Source organism: Pseudomonas sp. MWU16-30316 (assembly GCF_020515645.1).
In the GTDB taxonomy this organism is placed as follows: domain Bacteria; phylum Pseudomonadota; class Gammaproteobacteria; order Pseudomonadales; family Pseudomonadaceae; genus Aquipseudomonas; species Aquipseudomonas cerasi.
Map to the genome: position 1 here is coordinate 215,428 of NZ_JAIZAZ010000001.1, position 18,799 is coordinate 234,226.

At 60.6% G+C, this 18,799-nt stretch carries 16 protein-coding genes; 5 read left to right on the plus strand and 11 right to left on the minus strand.

All coding sequences use genetic code 11. From position 1 onward, the window contains the following. Positions 1-6: 6 nt before the first annotated feature. Positions 7-612 carry an LPS assembly lipoprotein LptE gene (gene lptE / locus LCH65_RS01135; RefSeq protein WP_003368795.1) on the minus strand — a complete coding sequence of 202 codons (606 nt, stop codon included), beginning with the start codon at positions 610-612 and terminating at the stop codon, positions 7-9. Between the two features lie 89 nt (positions 613-701). After that, the gene (leuS, locus tag LCH65_RS01140; protein WP_046718965.1) at positions 702-3,308 is read right to left on the minus strand and encodes a leucine--tRNA ligase; all 2,607 of its coding nucleotides are present in this window, start codon (positions 3,306-3,308) and stop codon (positions 702-704) included. Between the two features lie 312 nt (positions 3,309-3,620). Between leuS and LCH65_RS01145 the strand changes: the two genes are divergently transcribed. Together LCH65_RS01145 and LCH65_RS01150 are read left to right on the plus strand one after the other, a co-directional pair. Continuing rightward, complete coding sequence (locus LCH65_RS01145) at positions 3,621-3,962, plus strand: hypothetical protein (protein WP_046718966.1); 342 nt, start codon at positions 3,621-3,623, stop codon at positions 3,960-3,962. A gap of 113 nt (positions 3,963-4,075) precedes the next feature. Next, complete coding sequence (locus LCH65_RS01150) at positions 4,076-4,846, plus strand: YdcF family protein (protein WP_003368792.1); 771 nt, start codon at positions 4,076-4,078, stop codon at positions 4,844-4,846. Between the two features lie 66 nt (positions 4,847-4,912). On the opposite strand, the gene lnt is transcribed toward LCH65_RS01150, so the two are convergent. The 5 genes from lnt to miaB all read right to left on the minus strand — a co-directional run bounded on the left by lnt (position 4,913) and on the right by miaB (position 10,330). Then, entirely contained in the window at positions 4,913-6,433 is a 1,521-nt protein-coding gene (gene lnt, locus LCH65_RS01155; RefSeq protein WP_003368791.1) for an apolipoprotein N-acyltransferase, read from the minus strand. A gap of 28 nt (positions 6,434-6,461) precedes the next feature. Beyond that, complete coding sequence (locus LCH65_RS01160; RefSeq protein WP_003368790.1) at positions 6,462-7,304, minus strand: HlyC/CorC family transporter; 843 nt, start codon at positions 7,302-7,304, stop codon at positions 6,462-6,464. A gap of 5 nt (positions 7,305-7,309) precedes the next feature. Next, entirely contained in the window at positions 7,310-7,810 is a 501-nt protein-coding gene (gene ybeY, locus LCH65_RS01165) for an rRNA maturation RNase YbeY (RefSeq protein ID WP_003368789.1), read from the minus strand. Continuing rightward, positions 7,803-8,825, minus strand: a complete 1,023-nt coding sequence (locus tag LCH65_RS01170) for a PhoH family protein (RefSeq protein WP_003431685.1) — start codon at positions 8,823-8,825, stop codon at positions 7,803-7,805. The genes ybeY and LCH65_RS01170 overlap by 8 nt, the downstream gene beginning before the upstream one ends. A gap of 176 nt (positions 8,826-9,001) precedes the next feature. Next, complete coding sequence (miaB, locus tag LCH65_RS01175) at positions 9,002-10,330, minus strand: tRNA (N6-isopentenyl adenosine(37)-C2)-methylthiotransferase MiaB (RefSeq protein ID WP_003368786.1); 1,329 nt, start codon at positions 10,328-10,330, stop codon at positions 9,002-9,004. Between the two features lie 139 nt (positions 10,331-10,469). Between miaB and LCH65_RS01180 the strand changes: the two genes are divergently transcribed. Further along, positions 10,470-10,796, plus strand: coding sequence for a DUF1820 family protein (locus LCH65_RS01180; protein WP_003368785.1), 327 nt, complete (start codon positions 10,470-10,472; stop codon positions 10,794-10,796). Between the two features lie 42 nt (positions 10,797-10,838). Here the strand turns inward: LCH65_RS01180 and LCH65_RS01185 are convergent, their stop codons facing one another. From LCH65_RS01185 to LCH65_RS01200, 4 genes are all read right to left on the minus strand, one after another. Further along, entirely contained in the window at positions 10,839-11,387 is a 549-nt protein-coding gene (locus tag LCH65_RS01185) for a tetratricopeptide repeat protein (RefSeq protein WP_226439062.1), read from the minus strand. 296 nt (positions 11,388-11,683) lie between these two features. After that, positions 11,684-12,967, minus strand: coding sequence for a glutamate-1-semialdehyde 2,1-aminomutase (hemL, locus tag LCH65_RS01190; protein ID WP_226439063.1), 1,284 nt, complete (start codon positions 12,965-12,967; stop codon positions 11,684-11,686). A gap of 257 nt (positions 12,968-13,224) precedes the next feature. After that, the gene (thiE, locus tag LCH65_RS01195; RefSeq protein ID WP_003368782.1) at positions 13,225-13,842 is read right to left on the minus strand and encodes a thiamine phosphate synthase; all 618 of its coding nucleotides are present in this window, start codon (positions 13,840-13,842) and stop codon (positions 13,225-13,227) included. Positions 13,843-13,865: 23 nt separating this feature from the next. Next, positions 13,866-14,663 carry a hydroxymethylpyrimidine/phosphomethylpyrimidine kinase gene (locus tag LCH65_RS01200; protein ID WP_065350604.1) on the minus strand — a complete coding sequence of 266 codons (798 nt, stop codon included), beginning with the start codon at positions 14,661-14,663 and terminating at the stop codon, positions 13,866-13,868. Positions 14,664-15,028: 365 nt separating this feature from the next. Between LCH65_RS01200 and LCH65_RS01205 the strand changes: the two genes are divergently transcribed. Together LCH65_RS01205 and LCH65_RS01210 are read left to right on the plus strand one after the other, a co-directional pair. Further along, positions 15,029-17,023, plus strand: a complete 1,995-nt coding sequence (locus LCH65_RS01205) for a 7TM diverse intracellular signaling domain-containing protein (RefSeq protein WP_226439246.1) — start codon at positions 15,029-15,031, stop codon at positions 17,021-17,023. A gap of 122 nt (positions 17,024-17,145) precedes the next feature. Continuing rightward, positions 17,146-18,795, plus strand: coding sequence for an acyl-CoA dehydrogenase family protein (locus tag LCH65_RS01210; protein WP_058417071.1), 1,650 nt, complete (start codon positions 17,146-17,148; stop codon positions 18,793-18,795). The last annotated feature ends 4 nt before the right edge of the window (positions 18,796-18,799 follow it).

Consider the following 18,799-nt stretch of genomic DNA (forward strand, 5'->3'; position numbering starts at 1 on the left):
GAACACTTATCTGGCTGGAACTTCGACAGGCGACTGCTGAGGCGTCTCGTCGCGGATTCGCTGAGCAGCCTCGAGTGCGTCGGCTTCGGCCTTGGCAACCGCATCGGCCTTGGCCTGCAGCTCGTCCAGACGCGAAGGGGTCAGTTGCTGCAAGCGAGCCATCAGTTTCTGGATCAGGTCGTTGCGCATTTCCTGACGAACCTGAGAGGCTTCCTGGTCGGAACCGGTCAGGTTGTTGCCGTCGTGTACGTAGGAACGGTCTGCGGTGACTTTATCGCCAAGCAGGAAGCGATCCTTGTCGCCATGCACTTCATAGGTCAGGGTGGTGGTCAGCTGGTATTCAGCCGAGCGACCCGAGCCCGAGTAGCTGATGACCCGTTGAGTCTCGGCTTCGTTGGTCAGCATCAGCTTGTAAGGCGCGCCCGTGTAGACCTTGACGCCAGAGCTGGTCAGCAGGCGAGTGAGTTGCGTCACGGTGTCGCCATAGGCGTTGCGGGCGCTGACATCCAGCTCCTTGATCGCCAGCTCGGTGGTGCCGGTGCCACGCAGATGGAAGCCACAGGCACTCAACAGAACAGCCAGGCCCATCACCAGCAAATTGCGTTTGATCATCTTGATGCTCCCCTTGAATCCGTTTGGGCCGCCAGTGCGTGCCCTGGAAATATGTTCGGCGCCCTGCGTTTGCCGGGCGCCCGATCCAATCAGCTTGCGACGATGTTGACCAGCTTGCCAGGCACGACGATCACCTTGCGAATGGTCAGGCCATCAGTGAAGCGCAATACGTTCTCGTTGACGCGTGCGGCCGCTTCGACTTCTTCGCGACTGGCGCTGGCAGGCATCTCGATGTGACCGCGCAGCTTGCCGTTGACCTGAATCACCAGTTGCAGACTGTCCTGCACCAGCGCGTTTGCATCGAATGCAGGCCAGCCCGCGTCGATCACCGGCTCATTGTGGCCCAGTTGCTTCCACAGTTCGTGGCTGATGTGCGGCGTGATAGGCGCCAGCAGCAGGGCGACGGTTTCCACGCCTTCCTGCATCAGTGCGCGATCCTGCGGTGTGTCCTGCGGGGCTTTTTCCAGCACGTTCATCAGCGTCATCACTTGCGCGACAGCAGTGTTGAATTTCTGGTTCTGGCCAATATCCTGGCTCGCCTGTTTGATCGCCTGATGAATCGCGCGGCGGATGGCTTTCTGCTCATCGGACAATGCCGCAACGTCCAGGCCGGTCGACGGGCCTTGAGCCACGTGCGCCTGGGCCAGACGCCATACGCGACGCAGGAAACGATGCGAACCTTCGACGCCCGAGTCGGACCATTCCAGGCTCATGTCGGGCGGGGAGGCGAACATCATGAACAGGCGGCAGGTGTCGGCGCCGTACTGGTCGATCATGGTCTGCGGGTCGATGCCGTTTTTCTTCGACTTCGACATCTTTTCAGTGCCGCCGATTTCCACCGGCAGGCCATCGCTGGTCAATGTGGCGCTGATCACCTTGGCCTTGGCGTCTCTTTCGAGGGTCACATCGGCCGGGTTGATCCAGGTCTTCTTGCCGCTGGTTTCCATGCGGAAGTAGGTTTCGGCGTTGACCATGCCCTGAGTGAGCAGGTTCTTGAACGGTTCGTTCGAGGTCACCAGGCCTTCGTCGCGCATCAGCTTGTGGAAGAAGCGCGCATAGAGCAGGTGCAGGATCGCGTGTTCGATACCACCGATGTACTGATCCACCGGCAGCCAGTGGTTGGCAGCGTTCGGCTCGACCAGACCACCCTCGTAATGCGGTGAGGCATAGCGCGCGTAGTACCACGAGGACTCGACGAAGGTGTCCATGGTGTCGGTTTCACGCTTGGCCGGTGCGCCGCATTTCGGGCAGCTGCACTCGTAGAACTCGGGCATGCGTGCCAGTGGCGAGCCAGCGCCGTCGGGCACGACGTCTTCCGGCAGGACAACCGGCAACTGGTCTTCCGGGACCGGCACGTCGCCGCAGGTGTCGCAATGCACGATAGGAATCGGGCAGCCCCAGTAACGCTGGCGGCTGATACCCCAGTCGCGCAGGCGGAACTGGGTACGGGACTGGCCCAGGGATTTCTTGACCAGTGCGGCTTCAATGGCGTCGAACGCGTCCTGGAAGGTCAGGCCGGTGAATTCGCCGGAATTGATCAGCTCGCCATGCTCGCCGTAGGCCGGCTGCCATGGGGCAGGTGTTTCGTCGCCGGCGCTGGTGCGGACCACGGGCTTGATCGGCAGACCGTACTGGGTGGCAAACTCGAAATCACGCTCGTCGTGCGCCGGTACAGCCATGACCGCGCCATCGCCGTAGTGCATCAGCACGTAGTTGGCGACCCACACCGGCAGTTTCTCGCCAGTCAGTGGATGCTCGACGAACAACGAAGTCGCCTGGCCTTTCTTTTCCTGCGTGGCAACGTCGGCTTCGGCAACGCTGCCGCCCTTGCATTCATCGATGAACGCCTGCAGGGCTGGGTTGCCTTGCGCGGCCAGGGTTGCCAGCGGGTGTTCGGCCGCCACCGCGACGTAGGTCGCACCCATCAGGGTGTCAGGGCGGGTGGTGAAGACTTTCAGGGCACCGGCTTCGCCGATCGAGGCCTGGTCGTACGGAAACTGCACTTCCATGCCGCGCGAACGGCCGATCCAGTTGCGCTGCATGGTCTTGACCTGTTCAGGCCAGCCCGGCAGTTCGTCGAGGCTTTCCAGCAGCTCATCGGCGTACGCGGTGATCTTGAAGTAGTACATCGGGATTTCGCGCTTTTCGATCAGCGCGCCGGAACGCCAGCCGCGGCCGTCGATGACCTGCTCGTTGGCCAGTACGGTCTGGTCGATCGGATCCCAGTTCACGGTGCCGTTCTTGCGGTAGATCACACCCTTTTCGAACAGGCGAGTGAACAGCCATTGTTCCCAGCGGTAGTAATCAGGCTTGCAGGTGGTGACTTCGCGCGACCAGTCAACCGCCAGACCCAGGCTCTTGAGCTGGGTCTTCATGTAATCGATGTTTTCGTAGGTCCACTTGGCCGGCGCGACGTTGTGGTCGATGGCGGCGTTTTCAGCCGGCATGCCGAAAGCGTCCCAGCCCAGTGGTTGCAGAACATTCTTGCCCAGCATGCGCTGGTAGCGGGAGATCACGTCACCAATGGTGTAGTTGCGCACATGACCCATGTGCAGCTTGCCGCTCGGGTAAGGAAACATCGACAGGCAGTAGAAGGTGTCCTTGCCTGGCTGTTCACTGACTTCAAAAGACTTTTGCTCATCCCAGAACGTTTGGGCGGCGGCTTCGATTTCACGGGGCTGATAGAGTTCGTGCATGGCTACTTTTTACTAAGGATTAGTGACCCTTGACCTCTTCATTGCTTCGCCGAGTCAGGTCGGCACCGCGTGGCGGACATTTGCAACTGTCTGTGCGGTGCGTTCAGGCTCAAGAGCGCGGAAGTGGAATTACAGGAAGCGCAGTAGCATACATGAGGGCCGTCTATCGAGGGAAACCCTGATTGCGTCCCTTGCGGGCTCAACGCCCGGCCGGCAACCTCATCTGGCCGTTGGTCGTAGTCCCCTACCGGTTCTTGCAGCAGCGCTAAGCTCAAACGCGAGGGTGATGATTATCTTCGATGAGGTGAGTGGATGACAGAGTTGCAGCATGTTGCAAGCTTGACCAGGCTGTATGAGCGTCTGATCGATCGTCTCGGACTGGCACTCGAGACGGCGAGTACCTCGGTCCGGCTCCGAAACGAGTCGCCTGCCGAGCTTGAGCTCAAGGGGTTGAGCCATGCCGAGTTCCGGTTGATCGAAGCCTATCTCGAAAAGGGCAACGGGGACGCAGGCGCAGTTGTCGTCGACCTGCCTGCGGGCAGCGCTCTGGCGGCTGCGGAGCATGGCAGGTCGCCCCGTGTGTCAGCCACCATCGTGTGGCTGAAAGATCGGCGACGAGCCAAGGCGTCAGTGCGGCTGGGCCGTAACACTTAGGCATTGCCTGCCTGCACGCGGGCCAAGGGCCTGGCCATTTCGGGCTTCCTGCTTCAGGCATTGTCGCGTGTCTGTAAACATTCTAGGCTGCGGGCACTCATGGAGATGTCCCGATGCCCTTGCGCTACCTGCTCAAAACCCTTCTTTTGCCGCCCGGTATTCTGTTTGTCCTGCTGATTCTTGGCTGGTGGCTGCGTCGCTCCCGGCCACGACTGGCGACGGTATCCTTTGCGGTCGGCCTCGGCGGATTGTGGCTGATGAGCCTGCCGGTCGCCGTAGAGTTCGCAGCGCGTAAACTTGAGCAGATTCCGCCCTTGCCGCAACAGCAATGGGCGACGCTGGCGCAGCAGGCCGACGCCATTGTGGTGCTGGGCAATGGGCGCGAGCGCAATTCGCCGACCTGGGGTGCAGACACGCCCACCGGTCTTGGACTGGAGCGCCTGCGTCTGGCGGCTCGATTGGCGAAAGAATCCGGACTGCCGATATTGACCTCCGGCGGCCTGCATTTTGACCAGCCGCCCAGCGAGGCGGCGATCATGGCGCAGTCACTGCAGGACGATTTTGCTGTGACGGTGCGCTGGCAGGAGGGGCTGAGTCGCACCACGTGGGAAAACGCGACCATGAGCGCCGCAGTTCTGCAGCCGCAAGGCATCAAGCGCGTGGTGCTGGTGACTCAGGCCTGGCACATGCCGCGGGCACGCTGGAGCTTCGAGCAGGCGGGCTTTACTGTGGTGAGTGCGCCGGTCGGCTATCTGGGTGTCGACAACGCTCGGCCTTTTGGCGGCTGGCTGCCTGAAAGTCGCGTGTTCACGCAGAGCGGGATGCTGCTCAATGAAGCCGCAGGCTTGCTGGTTTATCCGTGGATCTATCGGAAGGGGCAATGATCATTTGAAGCAATGGCCATCTGAAGCCGATTCCACCTGCAGGCAGATGAAACCGGCTTGGTGCAGTCAGACGGTCTTGGAAATCCGTGCCGCCATCAACGCCCAGCCAAACAGCAGCAGGCAGACAATCGCCAGCGGCCACGAGCGCCAGTGCAGATAAGGCGTGAGTTCATGCATGGGCACCACTTCGCCGTACAGCACGCCGCGTTCGAACTGCGGAATCTGCTCGGTGATCTTGCCAAACGGGTCGATCAGCGCGGTCACGCCATTGTTGGTTGCCCGGATCATCCAGCGGCCTGCTTCAAGGGCGCGCATCTGGGCCATCTGCAAGTGTTGCAGAGGGCCGATCGAGGTGCCGAACCAGGTGTCGTTGCTGACCGTCAGCAGCAGGTCGCTTTGCGCCGACAGGCCTGCGGCGAACTCTGGATAGACCACTTCGTAGCAGATGAACGGCGCGATGTGATAACCCTTGGCCTGCAATAACGCCTGATCGTTCGGCCCGCGCGCGAAGTCCGACATTGGCAGGTCGAAGAAGGAAATCAGCCCGCGCAGCAGGTCCTGCAGCGGCACGTACTCACCGAACGGCACCAGCTTCTGCTTGTAGTAGGTGCCGTCACCCTGGCCCGTGACCGTGATGCCGTTGTAATAACGATACTCACCGCGCCCGGTCGGTTCACGCACCGGTACGCCGGTGATCAGCGCAGCGCCGCGGTCCGAAGCGAACTTGCCCATCATCGACAGATAGCCTTCTGCGCTTTCCTTGAGCACCGGCACGGCGGTTTCCGGCCAGACGATCAGGTCTGCCTGCTGCGAGCGGAAGGTCATGTCGCGGTACAGCGCCAGCTGATCGTTGAGCTTTTGCGGGTCCCACTTCATGCTTTGTTCGACGTTGCCCTGCATCGCCGCAACTTTCAGTGGCGCGCCGGACGGCGATGTCCAGGCGTGACCCTTGAGGGCCAGGCCTGTCACCCACGGGGCCAGCAACAGCACCACGCCCATGGCCAGAAACGATTTGCGTGCACGCAGGCGGTGCAGGTTGCACAACAGTGCAGCAGTCAGCGCCAGCGAGAACGAAATCAGCCATACGCCGCCGACGGGGGCAAGCCCGGCCAGTGGGCCGTCGAGCTGACTGTAGCCGGAGTAGAGCCACGGGAAGCCAGTGAGAAACCAGCCGCGAAACGCTTCCTGCCACAGCCATAGCGCTGCGAAGGCCAGCGCATCGGCCAGCGGTGCTTCATTGCGACGCAGCCAGCGCGCCCAGACCCAGGCGGGAAGGGCGAAGAACAGGGCAATGGCGGCGATGAACAACAGCATCAACAACCCAGCCAATAGCACGGAAGCGCCGCCGTAGGTGTGAATGCTGACGTAGATCCAGCTGGTGCCGGCGCCGTACAGACCGAAGCCATAGCACCAGCCACGGGCCAGTGCCTGGCGCGGGTTCAGGTCGCGCAGGCCCAGATAGAACATCGCCACTGCGACCAGTACCAGAGGCCAGAGGTCAAAGGGCGCCAGGGCCAGGGTCGTGAGCCCGCCAGCCGCCAGGGCCAGCAGGTTACCGGGCCAGCCGGGGCGGGTTATCCAGCGCATGTAGATTCCTTAAAGCAGCATCAAGTGTTTACGGACGTGAAATGGGCGTCACGCGCAGCAAATGAATGCGACGGCTGTCAGCGCTCAGGATGCGGAAACGATAGGCACCGATTTCAGTGATTTCGTTGCGCTTGGGCAGATGGCCAAAGGCATTCATCACCAGACCGCCCACAGTATCGAACTCGTCGTCCGAGAACGTGCTGTCGAAGAATTCGTTGAAATTCTCGACCGGCGTAAGGGCCTTGACCAGGAAGTCGCCGCTGGGCAGCGGTTTGATGTAGCTGTCTTCCTCGACGTCATGCTCGTCTTCGATATCGCCGACGATCTGTTCCAGTACGTCTTCGATGGTTACCAGACCCGCCACGCCGCCGTATTCGTCAATGACGATGGCCATGTGGTTGTGATTGGCGCGAAATTCGCGCAACAGCACGTTGAGACGCTTGGATTCGGGCACGAAAGTGGCCGGACGCAGCAGCTTCTTGACGTCATCGCTGTCACCGTCGGCCTTGAGGATCAGCGGCAGCAGATCCTTGGCCAGCAGCACACCGAGCACATCATCGTGGCTTTCGCCGATCACCGGATAGCGCGAGTGCGCAGCATCGATGACCGCAGGCAGAAATTCCCGGGGTGTCTGGGTCGCCTTGATGCTGATCATCTGCGAGCGCGGCACCATGATGTCGCGCACTTGCAGGTCAGCCACTTGAATGGCGCCCTCGACGATGGCCAGCGCTTCGCTGTCCAGCAGTTTGTTCTGGTGGGCTTCGCGCAGCAGCTCAAGCAGCTCCTGGCGGTTTTTCGGCTCATGGACAAAGGCCTGGGTCAGTTTACCCAACCATGACTTTTGCCCGTTGCTCGATCGGTCTTCGCTCATAGCCCTTACTCGTGGTCCTTGCTTGGTGTGTCTGAATGTGGATGGTCGGCACTTTCGTCGTCGGCGTAGGGATCGGGATAGCCCAGCTCCTCAAGCAACGTTCGTTCCAGTGCTTCCATTTCTTCGGCTTCTTCATCATCGATGTGGTCGTAACCCAGCAGATGAAGGCAGCCATGAATGACCATGTGCGCCCAGTGCGCGTCGACGGACTTGCCCTGTTCAACGGCTTCACGGTTGACGACCGGAACGCAGATAACCAGATCACCCAGCAACGGGATGTCCAGCATGTCGTCTGGAACGTCTGCCGGGAATGAAAGCACGTTTGTTGCGTAATTTTTGTGTCGCCAGGTGTGATTGAGCTCACGCCCTTCGGTTTCGTCAACCAGGCGGATGGTCAGCTCTGAGTCGGCACTGCGCTGACGCAGGCCCATTTCACACCAGAGGCGGAATCGGGCTTCGTCAGGGGCGCTTGTCTCGCTTGCAATCTGCAGGTCCAGCTCAAGCATCGCGGTGGTTGTCCCGTGGGTAACTGTTGTTGCCCGACGGACCATCGCTGAGGCGGTCGTCGAAACGCTCGTAGGCTTCGACGATGCGCTGAACCAGCGGGTGGCGAACCACATCCTTGGGTTTGAAATGCGTGAAGCTGATGCCCGGCACGTCCTTGAGCACATCGATGACGTGCGTCAGCCCGGAGCGAGTGCCCTTCGGCAGGTCGACCTGGGTGATGTCGCCGGTGATCACGGCCGTGGAGCCGAAGCCGATACGGGTCAGGAACATCTTCATCTGCTCGACGGTGGTGTTCTGACTTTCGTCGAGAATGATGAAGCTGTTATTAAGGGTGCGTCCGCGCATGTAAGCCAGCGGTGCCACTTCAATGACCTGCTTCTCGATCAGCTTGGCGACGTATTCGAAACCGAGCATCTCGTACAGCGCGTCGTACAGCGGGCGCAGGTACGGGTCGATCTTCTGTGCCAGATCGCCGGGCAGGAAGCCCAGCTTCTCGCCAGCCTCGACCGCCGGGCGCACCAGCAGGATGCGTCGGATCTGCTCGCGCTCCAGTGCATCCACCGCGCAGGCCACCGCCAGGTAGGTCTTGCCGGTACCCGCCGGGCCGATGCCGAAGTTGATGTCGTTGCTGAGGACTTCCTTGACGTAACGCTGCTGGTTCAGGCCGCGCGGGCGAATCATGCCCTTTTTGGTGCGCAGCGAGACGCCGACTTCGGCGGCAGGGTGATTGTCGAGGCCGTCCACACCCGATTCCTGAAGGAACAGGTGGACCATGTCCGGCGTCAGTTCGGTACCTTTGGTTTCCCGGTACAGACGGCGCAGAAGGTTCTCGGCGGAATGATTTTGTTTGGCGTCGCCAATCAGCTCGAATTGATTGCCGCGATTGCGGATCTCGATGTCCAGGCGTTGCTCGATCAGGCGCAAGTGCTCGTCGAGTTGCCCGCACAAGTTGGCGAAACGATGGGCCTCGAAAGGCTCGAGGGTGAAGCGATGAGGTTCTATGGGTGCGTTCAAGGTCGTTTAATGGCCGTCCGGCGGCAATTGAGATGTATTGAAGAATACCCCTAGCGCTGATTGTGCGAAAGCGTTGCCTTGTTAAAGGCCGCGCCAGGGATTCACCGTGCTCAATGGTAGGGACCGCGCAGAAACGAATTCATTCGGCGATTCGTTTCTGCAGCGACACTCAAGCTTTACTGTAGCAGCGAGCCGCGCAACGAGTGAGGCTGCGCATCATCGATGTGTACATCGGCAAACTGCCCGATCAATTTGGGGTTGTCGCAGCGAAAATTGACGATCCGGTTGTTCTCGGTGCGGCCCTGCAGTTCGCCTGGGTCTTTCTTCGAATAGTCGGTCACCAGAATGCGCTGGATGCTGCCCACCATCTGCCGGCTGATCTCGAAACCCTGCTGGTTCAGACGATGTTGCAGCGCTGCCAGGCGCTCTTTCTTCAGGGCTTCGGGCGTATCGTCCTTGAGGTCCGCGGCGGGCGTGCCCGGGCGCGGGCTGTAGACGAACGAGAACGAGAAGTCGAAACCCACGTCCTCGATCAGCTTCATGGTGTTGTCGAAATCCTTTTCGGTCTCGCCGGGGAAGCCGACGATGAAGTCGGAACTGATACTGATGCCCGGCACTGCGGCCCTGAGCTTGCGCAAACGCGACTTGTATTCCAGCGTGGTGTGGTTGCGCTTCATCGCCGCCAGAATGCGGTCGGAGCCCGACTGCACAGGCAAATGCAGGTGTTTGACCAGTTCCGGCACTTCCGCGTGGGCCTGGATCAGGCTGTCGGAAAACTCCAGCGGGTGCGAGGTGGTGTAGCGAATTCGGTCGATGCCATCGACGGCGGCGACCACGCGGATCAGGTCCGCCAGGTCTGCGACGCGGCCGTCGTGGGTGGTGCCGCGATAACCGTTGACGTTCTGCCCCAGCAGGGTGACTTCACGCACGCCGTTTTCGGCCAGGTGGATCACTTCGCTCAGCACATCGTCGAACGGGCGACTGACTTCCTCGCCACGGGTGTAGGGCACCACGCAGAACGTGCAGTATTTGCTGCAGCCTTCCATCACCGACACATAAGCACTCGGGCCATCGACGCGCGGCTCGGGCAAGTGGTCGAATTTTTCGATTTCCGGGAACGAGACATCGACCTGCGGCAAGCGGGTGACGCGTGCGGCGTCGATCATTTCCGGCAGGCGGTGCAGGGTCTGCGGGCCGAACACCACGTCCACATAGGGCGCGCGATCACGAATGGCTGCGCCTTCCTGGCTGGCCACGCAGCCGCCGACAGCGATAACCATTTCCGGATTGGCCAGCTTCAGCTCACGCCAGCGGCCGAGCTGGGAATACACCCGGTCCTGGGCGCGTTCACGAATCGAGCAGGTATTGAGCAGGATCACGTCGGCGTCTTCCGCGCGAGCGGTGACTTCCAGGGCCTGATGTTCGCCCAGCAGGTCGACCATGCGCGAGCTGTCGTACTCGTTCATCTGGCAACCGTGGGTTTCGATATAAAGCTTTTTGGCCATGCGTGATGATCAACCGTGTCAGTGAACCGCGCATTATAAGGATGAAGGGCTCGGGTTCCTAGCGTCGGCTGTCCGACGAGGCGGGCGGACATGCTATAGTCCGTGCCCCTTTTTCATCTCCGATCGTTACCCGCCCGTTATGACCAAACGCGAAGCTCCAATCTACAAGGTGATTTTCCTCAACCAGGGACAGGTGTTCGAGATGTACGCCAAGCAGATCTACCAAAGTGATCTGTGGGGCTTTCTGGAAGTTGAAGAATTCGTCTTCGGCGAGCGCACGACCGTTGTGGTTGACCCGAGCGAAGAGAAGCTCAAGGCCCAGTTCGAAGGTGTGGTGCGCAGTTTCGTGCCGATGCATTCGATTGTGCGCATCGATGAAGTCGAACGCATGGGCACGCCGAAGATCAGCGAAGCGCGCGGCAGCAGCAATGTGATGCCGTTCCCCATGCCGATGCCGGAAAAGTAAGCGTTGCAGGTGTGAATCGCGATTGCCCTGAAGGATTCCTGATCAGGGCAACGGAGAAAAAGGACTGCGACCTTCGGCGGTCTGCAGTTCAAGCAGGTATTTGCGGAAAATCTGCCCGAGTACCTGAGTGGCGACTTCGAGCTCGTCACGCTGCATCTTCGCCGAGACTTCGTCGGCAGCGTCCAGCGCGTCTTCCGAACCGTTGACCGCGGCCATCTTCAGCACGATGTAGGCCTGAATGTTGTTGGCCTGCACACCTTCACCACGGCTGAACATCAAGCCCAGTTGATACTGCGCCTTGGCATGGCCCTGCAGCGAAGCCTGCTCGAAATAATTCAGCGCCTGCGACAAATCGCGAGGTGCATTTCTGCCCTCGTAATAGAACTCACCCAACTCGTACTGCGCCTGCGCGTCCCCACCCTTGGCGGCCTGCTGGCAGGCTTCGAGCGCTGCAGGCAGGTTCTCTGGCTGGGTATTGAGGGTGCAACGACCCATCGCCGGGACTAACAACGAGTTGCCGCCGGCAGTTGCCAGCAGAGGATAGACAAGCAACAGGCAGCCCAATACAAGGGTGCGGCCGGTGCGGTTCATGGGAGTCGACTTACCTCTGAAAAAGGTGCGGGCATGCCCGACCAGCTAAACGTGCTGGCTGCGCATTATGAAATAAGCAGAGCCAACCTTACAAAGTCTTTACGGATTTTCTGCTGCACGGCCTGAAAACATCCTTTTTTACGGGCGGATTACCTGAAAGAGGGTTGTTGTCAGCGTGTCTGTGCAGCGTTCGCATTGCATTGTAGAAGCAAAATACGTACTTAACGTTCAGTTTCATTCGCAGTCATCACTCGCGCCGGTTCACTGACACCCTGCGCGAGTGATGCCTGACGAGCTTATTTCAGCGCAGCGAATGCCTTTTCTGCGGCATCCAGTGTCAGTTTCAGCTCGGCATCACCATGGGCGATGGAAGTGAAACCCGCTTCGAAAGCGCTCGGCGCGAGGTAAACACCGCCTTCCAGCATCAGGTGGAAGAAGCGCTTGAAGCGCTCGGAGTTACTGGTCATCACGTCTTCGAACGTCACGATTTGGTCGGCTTCGCTGAAATACAGGCCGAACATGCCGCCGGCCTGGGTCGTCACGAACGGGATACCTGCGGCATCGGCGCGCTGTTGCAGGCCTTCGAGCAGGCGGCGGGTGTAGTCGCTCAGTTCATCGTGAAAGCCCGGACGGCTGATCAGACGCAGGGTGGTCAGGCCGGCCGCCATCGCCAGCGGGTTGCCCGACAGGGTGCCGGCCTGATAGACCGGGCCGAGCGGTGCGATGTGCGACATGATTTCGCGTTTGCCGCCAAAGCAGCCGACCGGCATGCCGCCGCCGATGATTTTGCCAAAAGTGCTCAGGTCGGGCGTCACGCCGTAGTAAGCCTGTGCGCCACCGAGGGCAACGCGGAAACCGGTCATCACTTCATCGAAAATCAGCACCACGCCGTGCTCGTCGCACAGGTCGCGCAGCCCTTGCAGGTAGCCAGGCGCAGGCGGCACACAGTTCATGTTGCCAGCCACGGGTTCGACGATGATGCACGCCACTTCCTGACCCACTTCGGCCAGCAGGTCACGCACGGCGTCGAGGTTGTTGAAGGGCACGGTCAGGGTGTGTTTGGCGAAAGCGGCAGGTACGCCAGGCGAGCTGGGCACGCCGAGGGTCAGCGCACCGGAGCCGGCCTTGACCAGCAGGCTGTCGGAGTGACCGTGGTAGCAACCTTCGAACTTGAGGATGCTGTCGCGGCCGGTGAAGCCACGGGCCAGACGGATTGCACTCATGGTCGCTTCAGTGCCCGAACTGACCATGCGAACCATTTCCATGGATGGCACCAGTTCGCAGACCAGGTCGGCCATTTCGGTTTCCATGGCCGTCGGTGCGCCGTAGGACAGGCCGTGTTCCAGCTGGCTGCGCACGGCGTCGAGCACGTCGGGGTGGCTATGGCCAAGAATCATCGGGCCCCAGGAGCCGACGTAATCCACATAACGCTTGTCGTCTTCGTCAGTCACGTAGGCGCCCGCAGCGTGCTTGAAGAACAGTGGCGTGCCACCCACGCTCTTGAAGGCGCGAACCGGCGAATTGACGCCGCCGGGGATGTGTTTTTGGGCGTTGGCGAACAGTGTTTCGGAACGGGACATGATCGGGTCTCTGCTTTGAAACGGGGGAATTCGTGTCTACGCTGGGATCAGCCGAGGCGGGCAGCTTCAGGGTGGGCTGCTTTATTGGGTGGCATGAGCCAGAGAAGGCGCAGGAACACGCACTATATCAAATGAAGGAGGATCCACGTACTGGCTCGCGAAGGGGGCAGTGCAGGCCCCGAAAACAGAGCATTCTGAACCATCGCCTTCGCGAGAAAACGAAGCGTCGCCCGGTTCTGGCCCACGACCATTCCGCTCTACAACAACGCCGTGAAAGCTTTTGCCCGGCGCGTCACTTCCTGAGTGTTTTCAGCGCCGAACAAGCCGTGCACCACGGCGAGCAGGTCGGCCCCGTGTTCAACCAGTTGCGGTGCGTTCTCCAGGGTAATGCCGCCAATCACCGCGATCGGCAGGTGGACCCTGGCACGCACCTGAGCGATCAGGTCCAGCGGTACAGCGGGGGCGCCAGGCTTGGTCAGGGAATTGAAGAACCTGCCAAATGCCACGTACGTCGCGCCGTCAGCCTTGGCTTGCTCGGCCAGCTCCACGCGGCCATGACAGGTGGCACCGACAATCGCCTTGTGTCCGAGCAGGGCGCGGGCATCGGGCAGCGAGCCGTCGGACTGTCCCAGATGCACGCCCACCCCCAGCCGCGCAGCCAGCTCAGCGTCATCGTTGATGATCAGTCGGGTCTTGTAGCGCTCGCAGAGCTTGAGCAGTTCGGTCGCTTCACGCAGACGGCGGGACTCGTCACTGTTCTTGTCGCGGTATTGCAGCAGCGTCACGCCGCCGTCCAGCGCAGCTTCGACATACGACAGAAATTTTCCGGACAGCAACTGGCTGTCGGTAATGGCATACAGGCCACGCAGTTTCATGAATCGACCCTCATGGCGATGTGTTACGAGCAAAAATCCAGCGGCAGCCGACGTGGCACGAATTGCCCCCGGCCCAACTGTTCGGCATCCCTCAGGGTCCGCCAGGTGTAGTCGAGTGCCGACTTCACCGCGCTGACCAGCTCTTCACCCTGGGCGATGCGCCCGGCCAGTGCGCTGGCCAGGGTACAGCCAGAGCCGTGGTAGCTGCCGGGCAAACGCTCGCAGACGAAAGTGTGGGTCCGGCCATCATGCAGGTACAGACGGTTATGGATCTGCTGCTCATCACCATGTCCGCCTGTGATCAACAGATATTCACAAAACGGCAGTAGTCTGTCGGCGCACTCGTCCGCAGTCCCTTCGGGAAGCTCGGCAAGGATGCGGGCTTCCGGAAGGTTCGGGGTGGCGATGGTCGACAGGGGCAACAGGCGTTCACGCATGGCGTAGCCGACCTCGTCCTTGCCCAGTCTGCCGCCGCCGCCAGCGCGTAGTACCGGATCACAGACCATGGGCAAATTCGGGTGGGCCAGAAGCAGTTCGACTACCGTATCGACCATTTCCAGTGACCCCAGCATGCCCAGCTTGACGGCTGCTACGCTCGAATCGTTGAGGACTGCATTGGCTTGCGCCATCACCCATTCGCGATCCAGCACGCGGAAATCACTGACGTTCACCGTGTCTTGCACGGTGAGCGCGGTAATCACCGGAGCGGCATGGCAGCCTTGGGCGAGCAGGGCTTCTATATCGGCCTGCATACCGGCGCCGCCACTAGGGTCGTGACCGGACAGGCAAAGGACTACGGGGCGGGAGCTATAGATATTCATGGTGCGCGAGCTTATCACTAAACCTTTCGCGGGCCGCTCGGGGTGCCGGTTTTTTCTTGCGGATTGAGCCCGATCGGTGACAACGGCAGGCTCGACAAAACCTTAAAAAGTACTCATGTTTGCCTTGCGGTCACCGATATAGAGCTATTGCCTTGATTTTGATCGCGATACTGTCTTTAAGCTATTAGCGGCTATGCTTGAGTGGCAAGGCTGACAAGTGACGGTTCGGGTCTTTACTGATGTCTGCCGGTACATGTGCACGTTCAACGGTCTGTTTGAATCATTAGCCTGTTTCAAGGATAGAAATTTGCGGGACGTCGTAATCAATGGATGGATTGAACGCGACGACCTACCTTGGGGCTTCAATGCGCTATCTGTTGATCATTCTGGCTCTTTGGCTGCCGTTGCAGAGTCATGCAGTCGAGTTTGATGAAAACACTCGTTTTCTGCCGTTGGGCCGTGCCATTCAGGTATTCGAAGACCCGACCGGCGAGGCGACCATCGAAAGCGTCAGCGCCGCCGCTCACGCCGGTGCCTTTCAGCCCGTGCCTGCCGGGACCTTCAACGCCGGTTATTCGCGTTCCGCCTTCTGGCTGAAGGTCGAGCTGACCTATCGCCCGACGGACGCCAGCATCCATAACGACTGGTTGCTGGAGCTGGCCTATCCGCCAATGGACCACGTTGATTTCTATGTCCCGGATGCCGACGGTAATCCCGGGCGGGTCTGGCAGACCGGAGACATGCTGCCGTTCTCCAGCCGCCAGTTCGCCCAGAACAACTACCTCTTCCAGCTGGACCTGCCGCCGGGCCAGGCGCGAACCCTGTACATGCGTATTCGCAGCGAAGGCTCTGTTCAGGCACCGCTCAACCTCTGGTCTACCCACGCGTATCTGGACGCTCAGCCCACCAAGGTTTACGTCTTCGGTCTGATCTACGGCGTGCTCCTGGGCATGCTGGTCTACAACCTGTTCATCTACCTCAGCGTTCGTGAGGTGGATTACCTGTATTACCTGCTGTATGTCGCCTCGTTCGGGCTTTATCAGATGTCGATCAACGGCGTCGCCATCGAATACCTGTGGCCTGACAGCCCCTGGTGGGCGAATGCGTCGACCCCCTTCCTGATGTCGCTGGCGACGTTATTCGCATGCCAGTTTTCGCGCAGCTTTCTGGGCACCGCGCAGTTGAGCCGCTGGCTGGACCGGCTGCTGCTGGCGGTTATCGGCGCTGCCGTACTGGTCATGTTCATGGCCTTGTTCCTCAGCTACGGGCCGGCTCTGCGCGGTGCCACTCAGCTGGTCATGGCGGGCTCTCTGACGATCTACCTGGCGGGTATCGTTGCGGTCATCAAAGGCGAACGGGTCGGGCGCTACTTCGTACTTGCCTGGTCGGTATTCATGGTCAGCGGACTGATCTTCGGCTTGATGCTGCTTGGCTATCTGCCCAATACCTTCCTGACCATGTACGCCTCGCACATCGGCACGGTGCTGGAAATGGCCTTCCTGTCGATGGCGCTGGCCGACCGTATCAACCACGCCCGCAGGCAGCAGGCGCAAACCTTGCTGGCCGCCGGTCAGGATCTGGAGCGCCTCAACCAGCAACTGGCCAACAGCAACCGGCTGAAGGACGAGTTCCTTGCCACGCTCACCCATGAGCTGCGAACGCCGATGAACGGGGTGATCGGATCGCTGGAGGTCATGCAGACGCTGGACATGGACGACGAAGTCGAGATGTATCAGCAAACCGCCGCCAGTTCGGCACGCGACATGATGAGCATGATCAACGGTATCCTGACCCTCACCGAGCTGCAGGCCGGTGTGCTGTACGCCGACTGCGAGGCGTTTTCCCCCGAGGATCTGGCTGACAGGTTAGAGGAGCGTTTCAGCGGCGCGGCTCAGTCCAAGGGCCTGATATTGACGCTCGATCTGGACGATAAACTGCCGCCGAGCCTTCGTGGTGACGCGAGCAAGCTTTACCAGTGCATCGAGTGTCTGGTGGACAACGCGATCAAATTCACCCGGAAGGGCGCGGTGCAGGTGCGTTTCAGTGGCCATCCACAAGACCTGGAGCGCCTGTACCTGCGGGTCGAAGTGATGGACAGCGGTATCGGCTTCAGCCGCCTGGACGAAGCCCGGCTGTATCAGCATTTCTTTCAGGTCGATGGCTCCATGACCCGCGAATACGGCGGGCTGGGCATCGGACTGGCGATCTGCCGGAAACTGGTCGAGTTGCAGGGCGGCGAACTGAGTCATCGTTCCGAGCCCGGCAAGGGCAGCTGTTTCACGCTGAGCGTGCCGATGCTGATGGTCGTGCCGGGCGCGGTGCGCAGGGCGCCTGAACTCAAGGCTCAATGGGGTATATAAGCGGCCTTATAGCGTCATCAGCTGAAAGCGCCGACGGTTAGGCGGCTACGGCACTTTTGCGAGGGCCGGGTGCGTGATTCACTGTGTGCATGTTGTGTGTGTACTCAGGCAGGAGATGACTCATGAACCTGAATCAATTCGCCGAAACCCACGAAGTCACCAATCAACCGCCGCCGCTGGACGGGGCAAACCTTTACCGTATCGACGTGCCACTTCAGGAATGGAGCAGGCGATTCGGGGCGGGCTGGGCGCAGTCGCGTATCGATGCCTACGGTGCGCTGGCAGGTGGCCCGCTGATGGCGGCGGGCTTTCTGGCCAACCAGCACAAGCCTGAGTTTGCCAGCCATGACCGTTACGGGCACCGCATCGACCTGGTCGAGTTCCACCCGGCGTATCACCAGTTGATGAGCACGGCCATCGAGCATGGCATCCCGTCGTTGCCATGGACCGATCCGCAGCCCGGCGCTCACGTGGCGCGTGCGGCCATGAGTTATTTGCATACCCAGGCAGACCCTGGCAGCGGCTGTCCGCTGACCATGACCTTCGCCAGCGTTCCTGCGCTCAGGCTGCAACCGGATCTGGCTGAAATCTGGCTGCCCAAGGTGCAGTCGACTGAGTACGATCCACGCAACGTGGGCATTGCGCACAAGCGTGGCGCGACCATCGGCATGGCCATGACCGAGAAGCAGGGCGGCACCGACGTGCGCGCCAACACCACGCGTGCGTTCCCGGTGGGAGCAGGCGGCCCCGGCCAGGCCTACGAGCTGGTCGGGCACAAATGGTTCTGCTCGGCACCGATGTGCGATGCATTCCTGACCCTGGCGCAGACCGACAAGGGCCTCAGCTGTTTTCTGCTGCCGCGCCATAGGCCGGACGACACGCGTAACGAGTTTTACATTCAGCGCCTGAAAAACAAGCTCGGCAACTGGTCCAACGCCTCCAGCGAAGTCGAGTTTCGTGGCGCGCTGGCATGGATGATCGGCGAAGAAGGGCGCGGCGTCCCGACCATCATCGAAATGGTCGCCATGACCCGTTTCGACTGCATGATTGGCTCCAGTGCCCTGATGCGTCAGGCGCTGACTCAGGCGACTCACCATTGCGCGCACCGTACGGTCAGTGGCCGGTTGCTCGCCGAGCAGCCGTTGATGCAGAACGTGCTGGCTGATCTGGCACTGGAAAGCGAGGCCGCGCTGGCCCTGACCCTACGGATGGGGCGCGCGCTTGATCACCTGGATGATGACCACGAAAAGCGTTTTGTGCGTCTGGTCACGGCAGTGGGCAAATACTGGATCTGCAAGCGCGCCCCGGCCATGATCAACGAAGCCGCCGAGTGCCTGGGCGGCGCCGGTTATGTCGAGGACAGCATTCTGCCCCGCTTGTACCGCGAAGCGCCGGTCAACTCGACATGGGAAGGCTCCGGCAACGTGCAATGCCTGGACGTGCTGCGAACCCTGTCCAAGGAGCCCGGCGCACTCGATGCGCTGTTCGACGAACTGGGCGACGGACATGGCGACCGGCAGCTGGCGGCACATATCGGCAAGCTCAAGGCGGCGTTTCAGGACACTGGCGACATTCAGTACCGCGCCCGCCAACTGACCGAAGACATCGCCATCGCCTTGCAGGGCAAGTTGTTGCTGGAAGCGGGTAACGCGGCGGTCAGTGACGGCTTCATTGCCGGTCGACTGGTGTCTGGCGGGCGGGTGTATGGCGCTTTGCCCAAGGGTGTTGACGTAGAAACATTGCTGCAAAGGGCCTCGCCGCAGGTGGCATGAGCAC

Excerpts from the sequence above, each read along its gene's own strand:
- lptE (WP_003368795.1), bottom strand. The coding sequence starts at position 612 with ATGATCAAACGCAATTTGCTGGTGATGGGCCTGGCTGTTCTGTTGAGT.
- leuS (WP_046718965.1), bottom strand. The coding sequence starts at position 3,308 with ATGCACGAACTCTATCAGCCCCGTGAAATCGAAGCCGCCGCCCAAACG.
- LCH65_RS01145 (WP_046718966.1), top strand. The coding sequence starts at position 3,621 with ATGACAGAGTTGCAGCATGTTGCAAGCTTGACCAGGCTGTATGAGCGT.
- LCH65_RS01150 (WP_003368792.1), top strand. The coding sequence starts at position 4,076 with ATGCCCTTGCGCTACCTGCTCAAAACCCTTCTTTTGCCGCCCGGTATT.
- lnt (WP_003368791.1), bottom strand. The coding sequence starts at position 6,433 with ATGCGCTGGATAACCCGCCCCGGCTGGCCCGGTAACCTGCTGGCCCTG.
- LCH65_RS01160 (WP_003368790.1), bottom strand. The coding sequence starts at position 7,304 with ATGAGCGAAGACCGATCGAGCAACGGGCAAAAGTCATGGTTGGGTAAA.
- ybeY (WP_003368789.1), bottom strand. The coding sequence starts at position 7,810 with ATGCTTGAGCTGGACCTGCAGATTGCAAGCGAGACAAGCGCCCCTGAC.
- miaB (WP_003368786.1), bottom strand. The coding sequence starts at position 10,330 with ATGGCCAAAAAGCTTTATATCGAAACCCACGGTTGCCAGATGAACGAG.
- LCH65_RS01180 (WP_003368785.1), top strand. The coding sequence starts at position 10,470 with ATGACCAAACGCGAAGCTCCAATCTACAAGGTGATTTTCCTCAACCAG.
- LCH65_RS01185 (WP_226439062.1), bottom strand. The coding sequence starts at position 11,387 with ATGAACCGCACCGGCCGCACCCTTGTATTGGGCTGCCTGTTGCTTGTC.
- hemL (WP_226439063.1), bottom strand. The coding sequence starts at position 12,967 with ATGTCCCGTTCCGAAACACTGTTCGCCAACGCCCAAAAACACATCCCC.
- thiE (WP_003368782.1), bottom strand. The coding sequence starts at position 13,842 with ATGAAACTGCGTGGCCTGTATGCCATTACCGACAGCCAGTTGCTGTCC.
- LCH65_RS01200 (WP_065350604.1), bottom strand. The coding sequence starts at position 14,663 with ATGAATATCTATAGCTCCCGCCCCGTAGTCCTTTGCCTGTCCGGTCAC.
- LCH65_RS01205 (WP_226439246.1), top strand. The coding sequence starts at position 15,029 with ATGCGCTATCTGTTGATCATTCTGGCTCTTTGGCTGCCGTTGCAGAGT.
- LCH65_RS01210 (WP_058417071.1), top strand. The coding sequence starts at position 17,146 with ATGAACCTGAATCAATTCGCCGAAACCCACGAAGTCACCAATCAACCG.